Genomic DNA, 16565 nt, shown 5'->3' with positions numbered 1-16565 from the left:
TCTCCTCTTCCTTTTACACATAGATGTGACCTCAGAGGTTCCCCTTGCGATAAATTGCATTTAAAATACATCAATTATGATTTCATCAGGACACGACGCACATGGCGAGAAAACCTCTGGGAAAATACCGGCAGCGGGAGATCCGTACCGTCGGATTGATGATCGAATTGTATGATAAGCACCACCCAGAAGCCGACGACAGTGCGCAGTATAAAGACTTATTTAACTACGCCATCAAGCGTCTGGAACGTTGCCAGTTCGGTGAAGATAAACCCGCATGTAAGCACTGTCCTATTCACTGCTATCAACCAGCCAGGCGCGAAGCGATCAAAGCGATTATGCGCTGGTCGGGGCCACGCATGCTGCTACGTCACCCTATTTTGGCAATACGTCACTTGATTGACGATCACCGGCCAGTGCCAGATCATCCACGACCAAAAAGCGTAACAGCGGAAAGTATTAAAAAAGCCTCTAAATAACCTATTTTGTCGCATTAATTTAGCAACAGAGAATGCCATTATTATCCATGAGCATGATTGAACCGGCCACACCAGCAGACTTTCCCGCATTAACCGCACTCTGGGAGTCATCCGTTCGCGCCACACATACTTTCCTCGGTGAAGAGGACATTCATTTTTTTCGTCCGCGCATTTTGAACGATTATCTACCCGTATTGAATGTGTCGGTTATAAGAGCACATGAAAGTGAAATAAAGGGCTTTATCGGCCTCTCAGGTGACACTATTGAGATGCTATTTGTAGCACCTCATTGGAGCGGTAACGGCATTGGCAGTGAACTGGTCACATTCGTGCTCACACACTTTCCTATAACAAAAGTTGATGTTAACGAGCAAAATGAAAGAGCCAGAAAATTTTACGAAAAAATGGGATTTATCGTAAAGCACCGTTCGGAGCAAGATTCGTATGGCAAGCCTTTTCCCATTCTTCACATGGAATACCTAACGTCCTAATAGAAAGCGTGTTATCAGTCAAGGCTTAAAGAGGAAAAGGCCGCTTGCGCGGCCTTTTGGGTTGATACTGTTACTCTTTGGGAGACGCGTTCTCTACCCTGCTTTTTAGCTTTTGCCCCGGACGGAACGTGACCACACGGCGCGCCGTAATCGGAATATCTTCGCCAGTTTTTGGGTTACGTCCTGGACGTTGGTTCTTGTCTCGCAAATCAAAATTGCCAAAACCCGACAACTTGACCTGCTCGCCATTTTCCAAAGCGCGACGAACTTCTTCAAAAAATAGCTCGACTAGGTCTTTGGCATCCCGTTTGCTCAGCCCGAGCTTCTCAAACAGGTATTCTGACATTTCAGCTTTAGTAAGCGCCATAGGTTCAATCCCTCAAGGATGCTTGGAATCGCTGTTTTAATGCTGCTACGCACTCAGCAACGGTAGCGGCAATTTCCTCTTCTGCCAGTGTACGCGTGGTATCTTGCAGAGTCAGGCTGATAGCCAGGCTCTTATAACCTTCCGCTACGCCCTTCCCTCGGTACACATCGAATAAGTTTACGCCAACTAACTGATTTGCGCCAACTTTCTTACACTCAGCCAAAATATCACCCGCAGGGACATTTTCGGCTACCACAACGGCAATATCACGACGGTTCGCTGGGAAACGGGAAATTTCGTTCGCATCAGGCAATACGCGGTCTGCGACCTTATCCCACAACAATTCGAACACAACGGTGCGCCCGTTAAGATCCAACTTGCGCTCCAGTTCTGGGTGAATAACGCCAATAAATCCAATGCGTTCTCCGCACAGATAAATAGCAGCACTTTGCCCTGGATGCAATGCCGGATTATTTTCAGCCCTGAATTCAACCTCAGACAATTTGCCCGTCAATGCCAGTACCGCTTCCAAATCACCTTTTAAATCATAGAAGTCAACGGCCTGACGCGCCAGATCCCAATGCTCTTCATAACGCGTGCCAGTAATCACACCCGCCAGCATCAGATCCTGACGAATGCCCAGGTCAGCACTGGTGTCCGGTACAAAACGCAAACCGCTTTCAAACAGGCGCAGGCGGCTTTGCTGGCGGTTTTGGTTATACACCGCAGCGCTCAGCAAGCCGCTCCACAGCGATAAACGCATCACTGACATCTCTGCTGAAATCGGGCTCGGCAGGCTCAGTGAGGCTTCATCAGGGTGGATTAATCCTTGAATTTTCGGGTCAACAAAACTGTAAGTAATTGCTTCCTGATAACCGTGATCGACTAATAATGTCTTTACACGCTTCAATGACAATGACGCTTCACGATGCGCGGTCATGATCAACGGAGCCTGAGTAGGAATATTCGGAATGTTGTTGTAGCCGTAAATACGCGCGACTTCTTCAACCAGATCTTCTTCGATTTCCATATCGAAACGCCAGCTCGGTGCCGTCGCCTGCCAGCCTGCGTCGATTTTCGCTACGTTACAGCCCAGACGTTGCAGGATATCGCTCACCTGCTCATCGGCAATCACATGACCAATCAGACGATCCAACTTCTCACGACGCAGCGTAATCGTTGCGCGTGTCGGCAAATCAGCTTTGCTGGTGACATCCACTACCGGACCAGCGTCACCGCCGCAAATGTCAATCAACAGGCGTGTCGCGCGCTCAATAGCTTTATGTTGCAATGCTGGATCCACACCACGCTCGTAGCGGTGAGAAGCATCAGTGTGCAAACCGTGACGTCGTGCGCGTCCGGTAATCGACAGCGGGTTGAAATAGGCACATTCCAGCAGAACGTTTTGCGTTTCTTCGTTAACGCCAGAATGCTCACCGCCAAAGATGCCACCCATCGCCAGCGCATTCTGTTGGTCAGCAATAACCAGCGTATCGGCGTTCAGCTTCGCTTCGTTACCATCCAACAGCGTCAGCGTTTCGCCCTCCTCCGCCATACGCACGATAATACCGCCGTTGAGTCGGTCAAGATCGAATGCGTGCATCGGCTGGCCGAGTTCCAGCAAAACGTAATTGGTCACGTCAACCACGGGATCGATAGAGCGAATACCGCAACGACGCAGTTTTTCACGCATCCACAGCGGCGTTGCTGCCTTAACGTTGATACCTTTCACTACACGGCCTAAATAACGTGGACATGCCTGCGGCGCATCAACCTGAATCGGGAAGGTATCCTGGATCGTCGCGGCAACCGGCGCAATAGTCGGTTCATTCAACGCCAGTTGATTCAACACAGCCACGTCACGCGCCACGCCGATGATGCCTAAGCAATCCGCACGGTTTGGTGTCACACTGATTTCAATCGCGTTGTCATCTAACTTCAAATAGTCACGAATATCCGTGCCGATCGGCGCATCTACTGACAGTTCAATGATGCCATCGTGATCGTCGGAAATACCTAATTCGGAAAATGAGCACAGCATGCCTTCAGACGGTTCGCCACGCAGTTTGGCGGCTTTGATTTTGAAGTCGCCTGGCAACACGGCACCTACCGTCGCCACCGCCACTTTCAGACCCTGACGGCAGTTCGGCGCACCGCAAACAATATCCAGCAGGCGATCGCCACCAACATTCACTTTTGTCACCCGCAGTTTATCTGCATTCGGGTGCTGCCCACATTCAACCACTTCGCCGACAACCACACCGTGGAATGCGCCAGCAGCAGGCTCAACGCCGTCAACTTCCAGGCCAGCCATCGTGATTTGTTCGGATAGCGTTTCGCTGTCGACCGCCGGGTTTACCCACTCGCGTAACCAGAGTTCACTGAATTTCATGATGTATACCCGCCTTACTTAAACTGTTTGAGGAAACGCAGATCGTTTTCGAAGAATGCACGCAGATCGGTCACGCCATAGCGCAGCATCGTCAGACGCTCCATGCCCATACCAAATGCGAAACCGGAATAGACTTCGGGATCGATGCCAACATTACGCAGGACGTTCGGGTGCACCATGCCGCAACCCAACACTTCCAGCCATTTTCCGTTTTTACCCATGACATCCACTTCTGCGGACGGCTCGGTAAACGGGAAATAAGACGGGCGGAAGCGAACCTGCAAATCTTCCTCAAAGAAATTACGTAGGAAATCATGCAGCGTGCCTTTCAGATTGGTGAAGCTGATGTCTTTATCGACGATCAACCCTTCCATCTGATGAAACATCGGCGTGTGGGTCTGATCGTAATCGTTACGATAAACGCGGCCCGGCGCGATGATACGAATAGGCGGTTGCTGCTTTTCCATGGTACGGATCTGAACGCCTGAAGTCTGTGTACGCAGCAGACGCGTAGCATCGAACCAGAACGTGTCGTGGTCAGCACGTGCAGGATGATGCCCTGGAATATTCAACGCATCAAAGTTGTGGTAGTCGTCTTCAATTTCTGGCCCGGTAACCACCGAAAAACCCAGCTCGCCGAAAAAGGTTTCGATGCGATCGATAGTGCGCGTCACTGGGTGCAAACCACCATTCTCAATAGTGCGACCCGGTAAGGACACATCGATGGTTTCTTGCGCCAGACGCGCATTTAATTCAGCGGACTCCAGCACTTGCTTACGGGCATTCAGCGCGTCCTGAACATCTTGCTTAGCCTGGTTAATAACGGCACCAGCGGCAGGGCGTTCTTCAGCCGGCAACTCGCGCAGCGAGGTCATCTGAAGGGTTAAGTGACCTTTTTTACCCAGATATTCGACACGCACATTTTCCAGTGCGGCAACATCCTGGGCCTCTTCTATAGCTGTTCTGGCTTTGGCAACCAGTTCTGCGAGATGTGGCATTGTGTTCCTCTTTTTCTGCCTATGCGGCCAACTGTCATGATTGAAGAATGTCGTTTTACTAAAAACGATAGTAAAAACCGATAATTATAAATAAAAAAGCCTCCCTTAGGGAGGCTTAAGCGCTACTTTTCGTTTCTTTTCTTACGCGCAAAGCCCCCTGAATTCAGGCGCTAAAGTAAGAAAAGAAACGGAAAATAGCAGCGTTCATACTTGCGTTACCTTGTTTTGAGAACCACAAAAACTGCGTGAATAACAAATCGCATTGTAAATAACAAAAACCCTAGTGCTCGACGAAAAGAGGGAGCCAAAGCTCCCTCTCTCAACTGACTTACGCCAGTGCCGCTTTCGCTTTTTCGACCAGCGCGCTAAACGCTAACTTATCGAATACTGCGATATCGGCCAGAATCTTACGGTCAATTTCAACAGAAGCTTTTTTCAAGCCGTTGATGAATTTGCTGTAAGACAAACCGTTTTGACGGGCTGCTGCATTGATACGTGCAATCCACAACTGGCGGAATTGACGTTTACGTTGACGACGGTCGCGGTAAGCGTACTGACCAGCTTTGATTACTGCCTGGAAGGCAACACGATAAACGCGCGAACGGGCACCGTAGTAACCTTTCGCTTGTTTCAATATTTTCTTGTGACGTGCACGGGCAACTACACCACGTTTTACGCGAGCCATATGCTCTCTCCTAAAGTCTTATTCTGAATTAAAAAAAGGTTACTTATGCGTATGGCAGACATGCGATAACAAGGCCCAGATCTCCTTTGGAGACCATACCTTTTGGACGCAGGTGACGTTTACGCTTAGTCGACTTTTTAGTCAGAATATGACGCAGGTTAGCATGCTTACGCTTGAAACCACCACCGGCGGTTTTTTTAAAGCGTTTAGCGGCGCCACGTACTGTTTTAATCTTTGGCATTGTTATTTCCACTTCGCATTGTTAATAAAACGAATCAGATAAGGCGAACAAAACCACACGAATTTATCGCTTAGCGCAAAATAAAAGCAGTGCGGTTCCGCTACTTGAATGCCTTACTGTTTCTTCTTCGGTGCTAACACCATGATCATCTGACGGCCTTCGATCTTCGATGGGAAGGATTCGACAACTGCCAGTTCACTCAGATCGTCACGAACGCGGTTAAGCACTTCGATACCAATCTGTTGGTGTGCCATTTCACGACCGCGAAAACGCAGTGTGATTTTAGCTTTGTCACCATCTTCAAGAAAGCGAATCAGGTTGCGTAGTTTGACCTGATAGTCGCCATCATCGGTACCAGGTCGGAATTTGATTTCCTTGACCTGAATAACTTTTTGTTTTTTCTTCTGTTCCTTTGTAGCTTTACTCTTCTCATAAAGGAACTTGCCGTAATCCATAATTCGGCAAACCGGAGGCTCGGCGTTCGGACTGATTTCAACTAAATCAACACCTGCTTCTTCGGCTTTTTCTAACGCTTCATTTAGACTTACGATGCCAAGCTGTTCGCCTTCGACGCCTGTCAGGCGTACCTCATTTGCGCGAATCTCTCTGTTGATGCGATTAGGACGCGCCGGTTGAACTCGTTTTCCGCCTTTAATACCTATACCTCCAATTGATGAAGACTACGGCTGCGAATCTCTTGCAGCAGCTTGCTGATAACTTCACTGACATCCAAGCTCCCCAGGTCTTTACCACGACGAGTGCGGACAGCAACTTTTCCTGCCTCGACCTCTTTGTCGCCACAAACCAGCATATAGGGAACGCGTCGTAAAGTGTGTTCGCGGATTTTAAAGCCTATTTTCTCATTTCTCAAGTCTGCTTTCACACGAATGCCCGCTTCTTGCAATTTTTGGGTCAATTCGTTGACATAATCAGCCTGACTATCAGTGATATTCATAATCACCACTTGAACCGGCGCTAACCAGGTTGGGAAAAAGCCTGCGAATTCTTCGGTCAAAATACCGATGAAACGCTCCATTGATCCCAAAATAGCCCGGTGAATCATAACCGGTACCTGACGCTCGTTGCTTTCACCAACGTAAGATGCGTTCAGACGACCCGGCAATGAAAAGTCGAGCTGCACCGTACCACACTGCCACGCACGATCCAAACAGTCATGCAAGGTAAATTCAATTTTTGGGCCGTAGAACGCCCCTTCACCCGGCTGATAGGCGAATTCGATGTTATTTTCAGTCAGCGCCGCCGCCAAATCGGCTTCAGCACGATCCCACATCTCATCGCTACCAATGCGTTTTTCAGGACGCGTAGACAGTTTCACCACGATTTTTTCAAAACCGAAGGTGCTATACATGTCATACACCATCTTGATGCAGCTATTCACTTCATCACGAACCTGCTCTTCCGTACAGAAGATGTGTGCATCATCCTGAGTGAAGCCACGCACACGCATTAAACCATGCAGAGAGCCTGACGGTTCATTACGGTGGCAACTGCCGAACTCCGCCATACGCAGCGGCAGATCGCGATAGGATTTCAATCCCTGATTGAAAATTTGTACGTGACCCGGGCAGTTCATCGGCTTGATGCAATATTCACGGTTCTCTGACGACGTCGTGAACATCGCTTCTTTGTAGTTTTCCCAGTGGCCGGTTTTTTCCCACATCACACGATCCATCATAAATGGACCTTTCACTTCCTGATACTGGTATGACTTCAGCTTCATCCGTACAAACGCTTCCAACTCACGGAAGATCGTCCAACCGTCGTTGTGCCAGAACACCATACCTGGCGCTTCTTCCTGCATATGATACAGGTCAAGCTGTTTACCGATCTTACGGTGGTCGCGCTTAGACGCTTCTTCAAGACGTTGCAGGTAAGAAGCCAACTGCTTTTTATCCGCCCATGCAGTGCCGTAGATGCGTTGCAGCATTTTGTTTTTGCTGTCGCCACGCCAGTAAGCACCGGAGGTTTTCTGTAATTTGAAATGATGGCAGAAACGCATATTCGGTACGTGCGGGCCACGGCACATATCGACGTATTCTTCATGGTGATATAGACCCGGACGATCGTCGTGGCTGATGTTCTCATCCAGAATCGCAATTTTGTAGGTCTCACCGCGCGCGGCAAACGCGTCACGCGCTTCCTGCCAACTGACTTTTTTCTTGATTACGTCATAGTCAGTGTCAGCGAGCTCATGCATACGCTTTTCGAGCAGCTCAATGTCTTCCTGAGTCAGGGTACGGTCGATGTCAACGTCATAGTAAAAACCGTTATCGATAACCGGACCAATCGCCATTTTGGTATCTGGCCACAGTTGCTTGATCGCATGGCCCAGCAGGTGCGCACAGGAGTGACGAATAATCTCCAGACCGGCTTCATCTTTGGCAGTAATGATGGCTAACTGCGCATCGGTATCGATCTTATCGCTGGCATCAACCAGCTCGCCATTGACACGTCCGGCGATACAGGCTTTTGCCAGACCGGGACCAATATCAAGTGCAACATCGAGGGGAGAAACGGCGTGGTCGTAATGACGCTGACTTCCATCAGGAAGGGTGATAACTGGCATTATAATTCCCTTATTTACAGTGGTGAGCCACACGAAAGCTCACATGCAAAAAATCGCATATCAATTGAAAATCAAAAGTGTTACCCATGCTATTTCTCTGTACTCTGTGAAATATATACACATGATGCGAACACGACAGGTACGCATTAGCGTGACATGAATAACGTCAGGGCAATAATACACCTTATAACGGGTGTGTTAAAGCCGGATGGGTAGCCTGCTCATCGTTGTATCGCAATAAGCAGGCCAAAAAATTTATTGTATCTATGCCGATTTCAGTGCTGCGTTATTTTTGCGGGAGAAACGGAAACCCAGCCAAATAACAGCGATCCAGAACGGAATTAACACTACCGATATGCGAATCTCCGGCGATAGCAGCATAATCACCAGAATCCCCGCCAGAAACGCCAGGCACAGATAGTTACCCCACGGATACCAGAACGCTTTAAACGCGGGCACAACGCCCTTCTCTATCATCGCCTGACGAAAACGCAGGTGGGCAAAACAGATCATGATCCAATTAATCACCAGCGTGGACACCACCAGTGCCATCAGCAGCTCAAAGGCTTTACCCGGCATCAGGTAGTTAATCGCTACACCAAGTGATGTCGCCAACGCTGACAGTGCGATAGACCGAACGGGCACACCGCGTGCGTTAACCTTCGCCAAAGACTTCGGCGCATTTCCCTGTTTTGCTAAACCGTACAGCATCCGGCTATTGCAGTATACGCCGCTGTTATACACGGATAGCGCTGCCGTCAGAACCACGACGTTGAGCACGTTCGCCACGATATGACTGTTAAGCGCCTGGAAAATCAGGACAAACGGACTACCGCCGCCAACCACATTCCCCCACGGGTAGAGCGATAACAAAATAGACAGCGAACCAATATAGAAAATCAGGATGCGATATACCACCTGATTGGTCGCCTGCGGGATCGAGCGTTTCGGATCGGCGGCTTCTGCGGCCGTAATGCCTACCAATTCCAGTCCACCGAATGAAAACATGATCACCGCCATCGCCATGATCAAGCCACTTGCGCCATTCGGCATGAATCCGCCATGGATCCATAAATTACGTACCGTCGCGGTCTCGCCACCATTGCCACTCAGCAACAGCCAACTGCCAAAGACAATCATCCCGACAATGGCAAGTACTTTGATAATGGCGAACCAAAATTCCGTTTCCCCAAACATCCGCACATTAACCAGATTAATCAGGTTGATCAGCACAAAGAAGATCGCCGCAGACAGCCAGGTTGGCGTCTCAGGCCACCAATATTGGATATAAATACCCACAGCGGTCAACTCTGCCATCCCTACTAGAATAAACATCGCCCAGTAGTTCCAACCCGCGAGGAAACCCGCAAAATCGCCCCAGTATTTAAAGGCAAAATGGCTGAATGAACCCGCTACTGGTTCTTCCACGACCATCTCACCCAATTGCCGCATAATCAGAAACGCAATCATGCCGGCGATCGCATAGCCCAATAAGACGGACGGACCAGCCATTTGAATGGTCTGCGATATCCCTAAAAACAACCCAGTACCAATAGCGCCACCCAGTGCTATCAACTGAATATGTCGATTTTTTAACCCTCGTTTTAAAACCAGTTCCTGGTGATCGGTTGCCATGTTGTTTTGAGCATTTGCCATATTGTTTTTATGTTTCCTGTAAAGCCTTCTTCATTTTTATAACTATGCCTGCTTGCAGCATCAGCATGAAAGCAGGTGCAGACAGGCAAAAGAAGTGTATTTAAGCGCTACACGGTGATTAGGCTATCAACGTTCGGGAATGACATTTTTAAACGTTAACTCCACATCATCACGATCGAGCTCGGTGACAAGCGTTTCAGGCTCACTTTTCTCTACATTCTGGGGCAATAATTTTTTCAATAACGCTAACTGCTGACGTTGCTGCTCCACGATCTCTTGCAGCAATTTCACTTGCTCATTCGCTCTGACGCTCGCCCGATTGACAAAAAACCAGACCAGCGCGGCCAGTAGCACGACCAGCAAGACAAAAACCACTTCTAATATGTTCACAACGACTCCACTTATCACTACTTAGACAGATATCTACGGCTATCTTAACATCAGGGCGTAGCCAAATTCGATACCCGTCGCCATCCGTTCTCCACAGCATATTGCTGCACATCGCTATCGTATTAGCGAAAAAAATAAAAAAGCGTGGGGAACGCTTTTCAACGTCGCTTGCGACGGACCGCGGGGTGGCGGCCAGGGATGGCACGCCATAAAAAAAAGCCTGTCGACGAGGACAGGCTTAGCAAGCGATAGGAATATCAGAAGGGATAATCGTGGTAGCCCATCTGCTCAGAAATATTTCTGGCTGCGGTGTGCAACGTGGCCACATATTCGTGTTTGTTTTCTTCTGAAAAACGAATCGTTGGGAAAGAAATACTGAGGCCAGCAATTACAACACCAAAGCGATCAAATACCGGAACGGCAATGCAACGCAGTCCTTCTTCCTGTTCTTCTTTATCTTCACCGTAGCCTTGCTCGCGCACGATATCCAATTGATTAAGAAGAGCTTCAGCAGAGCACAACGTATGTGGTGTACTGCGAGTAAATTCGACAGTCGACAGAACTTCCTCCACTTCACCGCGATCTCGCCATGCCAATAGCACTTTACCAATTGCAGTGCTGTGCAGCGGATTACGGCGACCGATACGCGAATACATGCGCAGGTTATACATCGAGTCAATTTTGTGGATATAAACGATGCCGTCTTCATCCAACGCACCGAGGTGGATCGTTTCCCTCGTTAGCGCGGACAACTCTCGCATCTGTATATCCGCACTGCGGATTAAATCTACGTTCTGCAATGCTTTTGCACCAAGTTCAAACAACTTGAGCGTCAGCGAATATTTCTCCGATTCACCTTCCTGCGCAACATAGCCCAGGGATTTCATCGTCTGCAAGAAGCGGTAAACGGTACTCTTGGACATCATCACGCGCTGAGAAAGCTCGGTAATACCAATTTCTCTCTCTTCACCTAATGCCTGCAAAATACCAAAAACCTTTAAAACGGACGACACGGAATCGGGTTGTTTATCTAAATCTGCAATAGCCATTTTTGTGGTTACCCTACTCAGGTTTTTTTGTTTTAAAAAAAATAGAACAATGGTTTTAGTATAAAGGGAACGCTTTGATTATGGCAATGGAGCAATAACGATAATCAAGTTAAGTTTGAGAAATAACCGCGTCAGAGACTTAATAAAATAATATGTAAGTAAATATTTTAAAATAATCCGCGCCATACAATGTGACGCGGACTTATTCGTATTATTAGTTCCAGACTGAATCAGGAACCTTCGCCAGATACAGCGCAGGCTTTCCATCTACGTCAGAAGTAAACAGAACTTGTTTATTATCCGGCGTGAAAGAAGGGTGTGGGTGAGTGACCTGACGGTCGCCTTCCAACACTTCCCAAGATGTATTGTGCTGTGCAATACGGTGTTCCTTGCCAGTTTTCAGGTTGAAAACATACAGGAACGGATCGTTCTCAATCTTGTAGCCACCATCATCCTGCACGTCGACCGGCGCATCAGAGCCGTCACCAACCAACAGTGTGCCATCATAGTTACTCATCAGGTGAGAACACGGCGGCATGATGCGCAATTGACGATCTTCTAGCGTAACGGGATCGATACTGCGGATATAGCGGTTGGTATCGTCTTTAAGGTAAGAGACGTAAATCATCGCGGAACCATCTGGTACCCAGAATTCGTGGGTACAGCTTTCGCCTTCAGCATGCTCTTTCACTTTACGCATGTTGGTACCGTCTTCGTTGATGAACCACATACGGGCATCAACCAGATCGTGTGGGCCTTCGTGGCAGAAAGCGACCGTGTTGTCATCACCCGGACGGTAGATTGGGTGACCCAGCCACTGATTTTCCTGAAGGATCGTTTCTGCTTCACCGGTTACCAAATCGACGCGAATCAGGCGGCAGCAAGGATTAGTGAAATAGAACTCCTGGAATTTTTTCCAATCGGTCAGTGGTTTCCAGTCTTCTTTTTTGATCTCAATACCGACCATTTTAGTGCAATCGGAATTGGCAACCCACGTACCGTAACCGACCCAATCGTCAGGCACTTGGTAAATGGTTTTCTCTTCCAGCGTAGCCAGATCGACACGCATCAGGTTGCGAGTATTTTTAACGTAATACAGCGCATCGTCATTCGGGGACAGGAAACCACCGAACGTGTTGTCGCCCTTGCCTTCCGTCAACTGCGTGGCATTCTGCGCTTTTAAATCCAGCAGATAGTAATTCCATGGACCATCAAATGCCGCACCAAACAACAGTTTGCTGCCGTCATTGAAGAAACATTTCTGGTAGAAATAGTTGCGGTGGCAGATGACATCGGGCGGGGTTAAACGCACAACTTCGGTGCCAGTTGCTGAATCCTGATAGGTATGGAACGTTAGGGGAATCTTGTTACCTTTGGCCATCCGTAAATCCTTAGAACTTATCATGAAGAATCTGACGCCACACGCGCATACTCTCCGATAACCTGATATTCCGCTCGCCCAGCTAGTCGATTACTCCGACACCGGTTGTTCAAAAATCAGGCCACCAATCTCACGCGAGACGCCTGTTATATCGGCATTATAGAAACAATGTTTCATTTTTCCGTGATCGTGGTTTTATTTTATAAAACATTCTTCCTATTTTCACCACCTGTTTCAGATCTAATGAAAATATTCAGACAGAGAAAGCGCAGGAACGATGAATCAAGAAACGCAGAAATAACAAAGGCCCGAATGGGCCTTTGGAAGGAAAACATCGTGAATTACTTCAGGTACTCACCGGAACGCAACGCTTCGATACGCTTATCCAACGGTGGGTGTGACATGAACAGTTCGCTGAAGGATTTCGATTTTCCGTTAATGCAGAAAGCCATCATGCTGCCCTCTTCCTGCGGTTCGTAGCTGGTCTTCAAGCGTTGCAGTGCAGCGATCATTTTTTCACGCCCCACCAGCTTGGCAGAGCCTGCATCCGCATGGAATTCACGATAGCGTGAGAACCACATGGTGATAATACTGGCAAGAATACCAAACACCAATTCCAGCACGGTGGCGACTGCAAAATAAACCAGCAGGTTGCCACTGCTGCTTTCCCCTTCATCGCGGCTACCGGACAGGAAACCAGAAACGACCTGAGCGATCAGGCGAGAGATAAAAATAACGAAGGTGTTTACTACCCCCTGAACCAGCGTCATTGTCACCATGTCACCATTCGCGATATGGCTAATTTCATGCGCGATAACCGCTTCGGCCTCGTCACGGCTCATGTTTTGCAGCAAACCAGTGCTCACCGCCACCAGCGACGCATCACGACGAGCTCCCGTCGCGAACGCATTGATATCTGGCGCATGGTAAATGGCCACCTGTGGCATCGCGATCCCAGCCTGCTGTGACTGTGAACGAACCGTTTCAACCAACCACCGTTCAGTTTCGTTACGTGGTTGTTCAATGACCTCACCGCCAACGGACCGCAACGCCATCCATTTAGACATCAGCAGTGAAACAAACGCACCGCCAAAGCCAAACAGCCCAGCCATAATCATTAAGCCCTGGACACTGCTGGACTGAATTCCCGTCAGGCTGAGTACCAGCCCGAAAACCAACATCACCGCCAGGTTGGTGATCAGGAAAAGCGCAATACGCATCATAAAGGTCTGATTTCCTCTCGCAGAAAAATAAAGTTGCAACACCATACATCGTATGGGTTGTCGTGGTATTTTCAAGTATTCTTAACTTTTCAGTGACTAAATCCACATAACTTTACATTTTTCAAGAGGAAAGCGGCATCCTGCCTGCGGGTAACTCTGATAGATCAGCGCAATAGCGTTGACCGAAAATCGATAAATGCTGCGGCATGATCGACCTGAATCGCACCGACGCCAGCCTGAATGAGTGCTCCCCATACGGCATCAGGATCGACTAAGGCGCACGTATCGCTGTAATCAAGTGGATGCGCGCAATCTAGCGTGTTCACCCAGATCCGCACGCCAAGCCGTTGAAATTCAACATGCGCTTCAATCAATGTATCAATATGATCAAAATTGGCCTCTACTATGGCAACGCCAACGTCGTCAATCTGCCGCAGAATTTCGACGGTTTTTCCCCGTTGAAGTTGGATCAACGGCATGTACGGTATCTGGGAATCCGGCGACGGCGAGACAAGAGGAAAACAGGCAGAAGCAAGATTAACCGGACTTTTCATGATCGCGCCCGCACTGAGACCTTTATCGCGAATATCGCGGGCAATAACACCAAATTCGCGCTCATGTTTAACATCCACATTGATAACAATGCGCCCACGTGCCTCTTCAAGAACCTCGTACAATAGCGGGACTTTTTCGTTACTTAACGGCCATGTCGAGTTGCCGTCACTCCCCCGTAGACGAGCCTGGCGAATATCCGCCAGCATCATCTTGCCAACCTCTCCCCTCATATTGCTTGTACGATCAAGAGTGTCATCATGAATCACGACAACATGGCTATCAGCCGTTAATTGTGCATCTATCTCCACGATATCAACACCCAATCGAATGGCTTCGCGCAGCGCCGCCAGCGAATTTTCCGGTGCCGATGCCCAGACGCCGCGATGTGCTACTGTCAAGACCGTCGTGTTTTGCGCTGCAATCAATTCCTGAGTCAGGCCTTTACGTTGCTTTGTCATCAGTCGAAAACTCCACATAGCCGAGAAATATCAGGGATGACGAGAAACCGACTGCGCAAAATGCTGCAACAGAAGATCGCCACGCGAAACCACATTGTCTAACGCCTGCTGTGGCGTTTCCTGCTCAGCCCAGACTTTCTCCAACTCTTCATCCATGATGGTGCGAATTTGCGGCATATTGCCTAATCGAAACCCGCGCGTATAAGGCAACGGTGGCTTATTGGTTATCTGTTTCATGGCAACATCACTGCCGGGGTATCGGACATAAAACCCCTGCTCGCGCGTCAGATCGTAAGCGGACTGCGTCACTGGCAAATAGCCCGTCATCTGATGCCATTCGGCGGCATTTTCCGGCAGCGTCAGGAAATGCAAGAATTTAGCGATCCCTTGATAATGCGATGTCGCTTTCCCCTTCATAACCCAGAGACTCGCCCCTCCAATAAACGTATTCTGCGGCGCATCTTTAGCTTCTTCGCTGTAAGGCAGCATGCCTACACCATAATGAAATTTGGCATAATTCTGAATCTTGCGTAACCCGCCCGATGAGGTCGTCAATATGCCGCAATCGCCGTTATAAAAACGTGCCGTCCCCTCGTCATTGCGGCCGAAATAGCTGAATTCCTTCTTCTTCATCATCTCCGCAAGCTGGCTGATATGTGCAACCTGCAACGGACCGTTAACCAGCAAATGCGTATCGACACCGTCGAAGCCATTGTTTTTGGTCGCAATCGGCAGCCCGTTCCACACGCTAAACGCTTCCAGCAATATCCAGCCCTGCTGCCCCGCATTCGTATAGCCACATGTCATCCCACTCTGACGCAGTCGCGCCGCATCATACTCAAGCTCATTCCACGTTCGGGGGGCTTATCGGGATCGAGTCCCGCTTTGATAAAGGCATCTTTGTTGTAGTAGAGAACGGGGGTTGAACTGTTGAACGGCTGGGAAATCAGATGTCCGGTTTGGCTGTCGCTATAAAACAGCGCCACCGCAGGCAGAAAGGCCTTTTCATCATTGTCGATACCGACTTGCTTAAACAGGTCATACACCGGGACAATCGCCCCGCTGTGTATCATATTCGGCGTACCGACATCATAAACTTGCAAAATATCCGGCGCGTTACCGGTGCGATAAGCGGCAATACCCGCAGCCAGTGTCTGCTCATAGCTGCCTTTATAGATAGGTTCAACATGATACGTCGTCTGAGAGGCGTTAAACCGATTGACCAGCCGTATCAATTCCGTGTTCAGGTTGCTATCCATGCCATGCCAGAATGTCAGTTCAACCGCCGCTCTGGCAGACAGAGGGACAAGTAAAACCATACTCAACAGCATCAAAAAAACAGATATGAACCTAAACCGAATCATCATGGTATTTTCTCCGGTTACTCTTTGTTTTTAAGGAAAATTGTTTTTAAAGAAAATCGTATTTAAGGAAAGTTATTTTAAGAACAGTTGCTTTTAAGGAAGCCTGCTTCAGAAAAAGACGTACCGATAACGACGCTAGGGTTCGCCTGTGACACGTAGATGACGGTGAAAGTGGCGAACTGTATCGTGATATTTCAGCAGATGAAGTGAAGGTGTTTTGTGACAGGAAAGAGGAAAAACGTCGCGCTG

16 protein-coding genes, 1 pseudogene and 1 other annotated feature are annotated in these 16565 nt (G+C 48.7%); of the genes and pseudogenes, 2 read left to right on the top strand and 15 right to left on the bottom strand.

Annotated elements, in window-relative coordinates; translation table 11 throughout:
- Window positions 1-101: 101 nt before the first annotated feature.
- Both A7983_RS18385 and A7983_RS18380 read left to right on the top strand, forming a co-directional pair.
- Window positions 102-479 carry a nitrous oxide-stimulated promoter family protein gene (locus tag A7983_RS18385; RefSeq protein WP_005968877.1) on the top strand — a complete coding sequence of 126 codons (378 nt, stop codon included), beginning with the start codon at window positions 102-104 and terminating at the stop codon, window positions 477-479.
- 32 nt (window positions 480-511) lie between these two features.
- Window positions 512-970: a GNAT family N-acetyltransferase gene (locus A7983_RS18380; protein ID WP_039477116.1), complete on the top strand. Its 459-nt coding sequence runs from the start codon at window positions 512-514 to the stop codon at window positions 968-970.
- A gap of 70 nt (window positions 971-1040) precedes the next feature.
- Here A7983_RS18380 and ihfA read toward each other — a convergent pair whose 3' ends face one another.
- The 15 genes and pseudogenes from ihfA to ugpB all read right to left on the bottom strand — a co-directional run bounded on the left by ihfA (window position 1041) and on the right by ugpB (window position 16319).
- A complete protein-coding gene (gene ihfA / locus A7983_RS18375; RefSeq protein ID WP_005968881.1) occupies window positions 1041-1337 on the bottom strand; it encodes an integration host factor subunit alpha in 297 nt (98 codons plus the stop codon).
- A gap of 4 nt (window positions 1338-1341) precedes the next feature.
- A complete protein-coding gene (pheT, locus tag A7983_RS18370; RefSeq protein ID WP_005968883.1) occupies window positions 1342-3729 on the bottom strand; it encodes a phenylalanine--tRNA ligase subunit beta in 2388 nt (795 codons plus the stop codon).
- Between the two features lie 14 nt (window positions 3730-3743).
- On the bottom strand, window positions 3744-4727 hold the full coding sequence (gene pheS, locus A7983_RS18365; RefSeq protein WP_005968885.1) for a phenylalanine--tRNA ligase subunit alpha: 984 nt from the start codon (window positions 4725-4727) through the stop codon (window positions 3744-3746).
- A gap of 89 nt (window positions 4728-4816) precedes the next feature.
- Window positions 4817-4940 (bottom strand) — a sequence feature (Phe leader region).
- Window positions 4891-4935: a pheST operon leader peptide PheM gene (pheM, locus tag A7983_RS24255; protein WP_193789851.1), complete on the bottom strand. Its 45-nt coding sequence runs from the start codon at window positions 4933-4935 to the stop codon at window positions 4891-4893. Its footprint overlaps the feature before it by 45 nt.
- 115 nt (window positions 4941-5055) lie before the next feature.
- Entirely contained in the window at window positions 5056-5412 is a 357-nt protein-coding gene (rplT, locus tag A7983_RS18360; protein WP_005968887.1) for a 50S ribosomal protein L20, read from the bottom strand.
- Window positions 5413-5455: 43 nt separating this feature from the next.
- Window positions 5456-5653: a 50S ribosomal protein L35 gene (gene rpmI / locus A7983_RS18355; protein WP_005968897.1), complete on the bottom strand. Its 198-nt coding sequence runs from the start codon at window positions 5651-5653 to the stop codon at window positions 5456-5458.
- A gap of 113 nt (window positions 5654-5766) precedes the next feature.
- A complete protein-coding gene (gene infC / locus A7983_RS23600; protein WP_011093973.1) occupies window positions 5767-6309 on the bottom strand; it encodes a translation initiation factor IF-3 in 543 nt (180 codons plus the stop codon).
- Window positions 6310-6311: 2 nt separating this feature from the next.
- Window positions 6312-8240, bottom strand: a complete 1929-nt coding sequence (gene thrS, locus A7983_RS18345) for a threonine--tRNA ligase (protein ID WP_005968901.1) — start codon at window positions 8238-8240, stop codon at window positions 6312-6314.
- A 264-nt stretch (window positions 8241-8504) separates the two neighbouring features.
- A complete protein-coding gene (locus A7983_RS18340) occupies window positions 8505-9896 on the bottom strand; it encodes an amino acid permease (RefSeq protein ID WP_005968903.1) in 1392 nt (463 codons plus the stop codon).
- A gap of 126 nt (window positions 9897-10022) precedes the next feature.
- On the bottom strand, window positions 10023-10286 hold the full coding sequence (locus A7983_RS18335; RefSeq protein WP_005968906.1) for a YebO family protein: 264 nt from the start codon (window positions 10284-10286) through the stop codon (window positions 10023-10025).
- A 257-nt stretch (window positions 10287-10543) separates the two neighbouring features.
- Entirely contained in the window at window positions 10544-11335 is a 792-nt protein-coding gene (gene kdgR, locus A7983_RS18330) for a DNA-binding transcriptional regulator KdgR (protein ID WP_005968907.1), read from the bottom strand.
- A 214-nt stretch (window positions 11336-11549) separates the two neighbouring features.
- On the bottom strand, window positions 11550-12716 hold the full coding sequence (ogl, locus tag A7983_RS18325; RefSeq protein ID WP_005968909.1) for an oligogalacturonate lyase: 1167 nt from the start codon (window positions 12714-12716) through the stop codon (window positions 11550-11552).
- 341 nt (window positions 12717-13057) lie between these two features.
- Window positions 13058-13939 (bottom strand): protease HtpX, encoded by an 882-nt coding sequence (gene htpX, locus A7983_RS18320; protein WP_005968910.1) that lies wholly within the window; start codon window positions 13937-13939, stop codon window positions 13058-13060.
- Between the two features lie 164 nt (window positions 13940-14103).
- Window positions 14104-14952: a glycerophosphodiester phosphodiesterase family protein gene (locus tag A7983_RS18315; protein ID WP_005968911.1), complete on the bottom strand. Its 849-nt coding sequence runs from the start codon at window positions 14950-14952 to the stop codon at window positions 14104-14106.
- Window positions 14953-14982: 30 nt separating this feature from the next.
- Window positions 14983-16319 (bottom strand): annotated as a pseudogene (ugpB, locus tag A7983_RS18310) (sn-glycerol-3-phosphate ABC transporter substrate-binding protein UgpB).
- Window positions 16320-16565: the final 246 nt, after the last annotated feature.

The organism is Pectobacterium wasabiae CFBP 3304, assembly GCF_001742185.1.
In the GTDB taxonomy this organism is placed as follows: Bacteria; Pseudomonadota; Gammaproteobacteria; order Enterobacterales; family Enterobacteriaceae; genus Pectobacterium; species Pectobacterium wasabiae.
This window is presented reverse-complemented; position numbering and strand designations above follow the sequence as displayed.

What these genes read in the sequence shown, in the direction of transcription:
- A7983_RS18315 (WP_005968911.1), bottom strand. Translation starts at nt 14,952, where the DNA reads ATGACAAAGCAACGTAAAGGCCTGACTCAGGAATTGATTGCAGCGCAA.
- A7983_RS18385 (WP_005968877.1), top strand. Translation starts at nt 102, where the DNA reads ATGGCGAGAAAACCTCTGGGAAAATACCGGCAGCGGGAGATCCGTACC.
- A7983_RS18340 (WP_005968903.1), bottom strand. Translation starts at nt 9,896, where the DNA reads ATGGCAAATGCTCAAAACAACATGGCAACCGATCACCAGGAACTGGTT.
- A7983_RS18380 (WP_039477116.1), top strand. Translation starts at nt 512, where the DNA reads ATGCCATTATTATCCATGAGCATGATTGAACCGGCCACACCAGCAGAC.
- kdgR (WP_005968907.1), bottom strand. Translation starts at nt 11,335, where the DNA reads ATGGCTATTGCAGATTTAGATAAACAACCCGATTCCGTGTCGTCCGTT.
- rplT (WP_005968887.1), bottom strand. Translation starts at nt 5,412, where the DNA reads ATGGCTCGCGTAAAACGTGGTGTAGTTGCCCGTGCACGTCACAAGAAA.
- pheS (WP_005968885.1), bottom strand. Translation starts at nt 4,727, where the DNA reads ATGCCACATCTCGCAGAACTGGTTGCCAAAGCCAGAACAGCTATAGAA.
- thrS (WP_005968901.1), bottom strand. Translation starts at nt 8,240, where the DNA reads ATGCCAGTTATCACCCTTCCTGATGGAAGTCAGCGTCATTACGACCAC.
- htpX (WP_005968910.1), bottom strand. Translation starts at nt 13,939, where the DNA reads ATGATGCGTATTGCGCTTTTCCTGATCACCAACCTGGCGGTGATGTTG.
- ihfA (WP_005968881.1), bottom strand. Translation starts at nt 1,337, where the DNA reads ATGGCGCTTACTAAAGCTGAAATGTCAGAATACCTGTTTGAGAAGCTC.
- pheT (WP_005968883.1), bottom strand. Translation starts at nt 3,729, where the DNA reads ATGAAATTCAGTGAACTCTGGTTACGCGAGTGGGTAAACCCGGCGGTC.
- ogl (WP_005968909.1), bottom strand. Translation starts at nt 12,716, where the DNA reads ATGGCCAAAGGTAACAAGATTCCCCTAACGTTCCATACCTATCAGGAT.
- rpmI (WP_005968897.1), bottom strand. Translation starts at nt 5,653, where the DNA reads ATGCCAAAGATTAAAACAGTACGTGGCGCCGCTAAACGCTTTAAAAAA.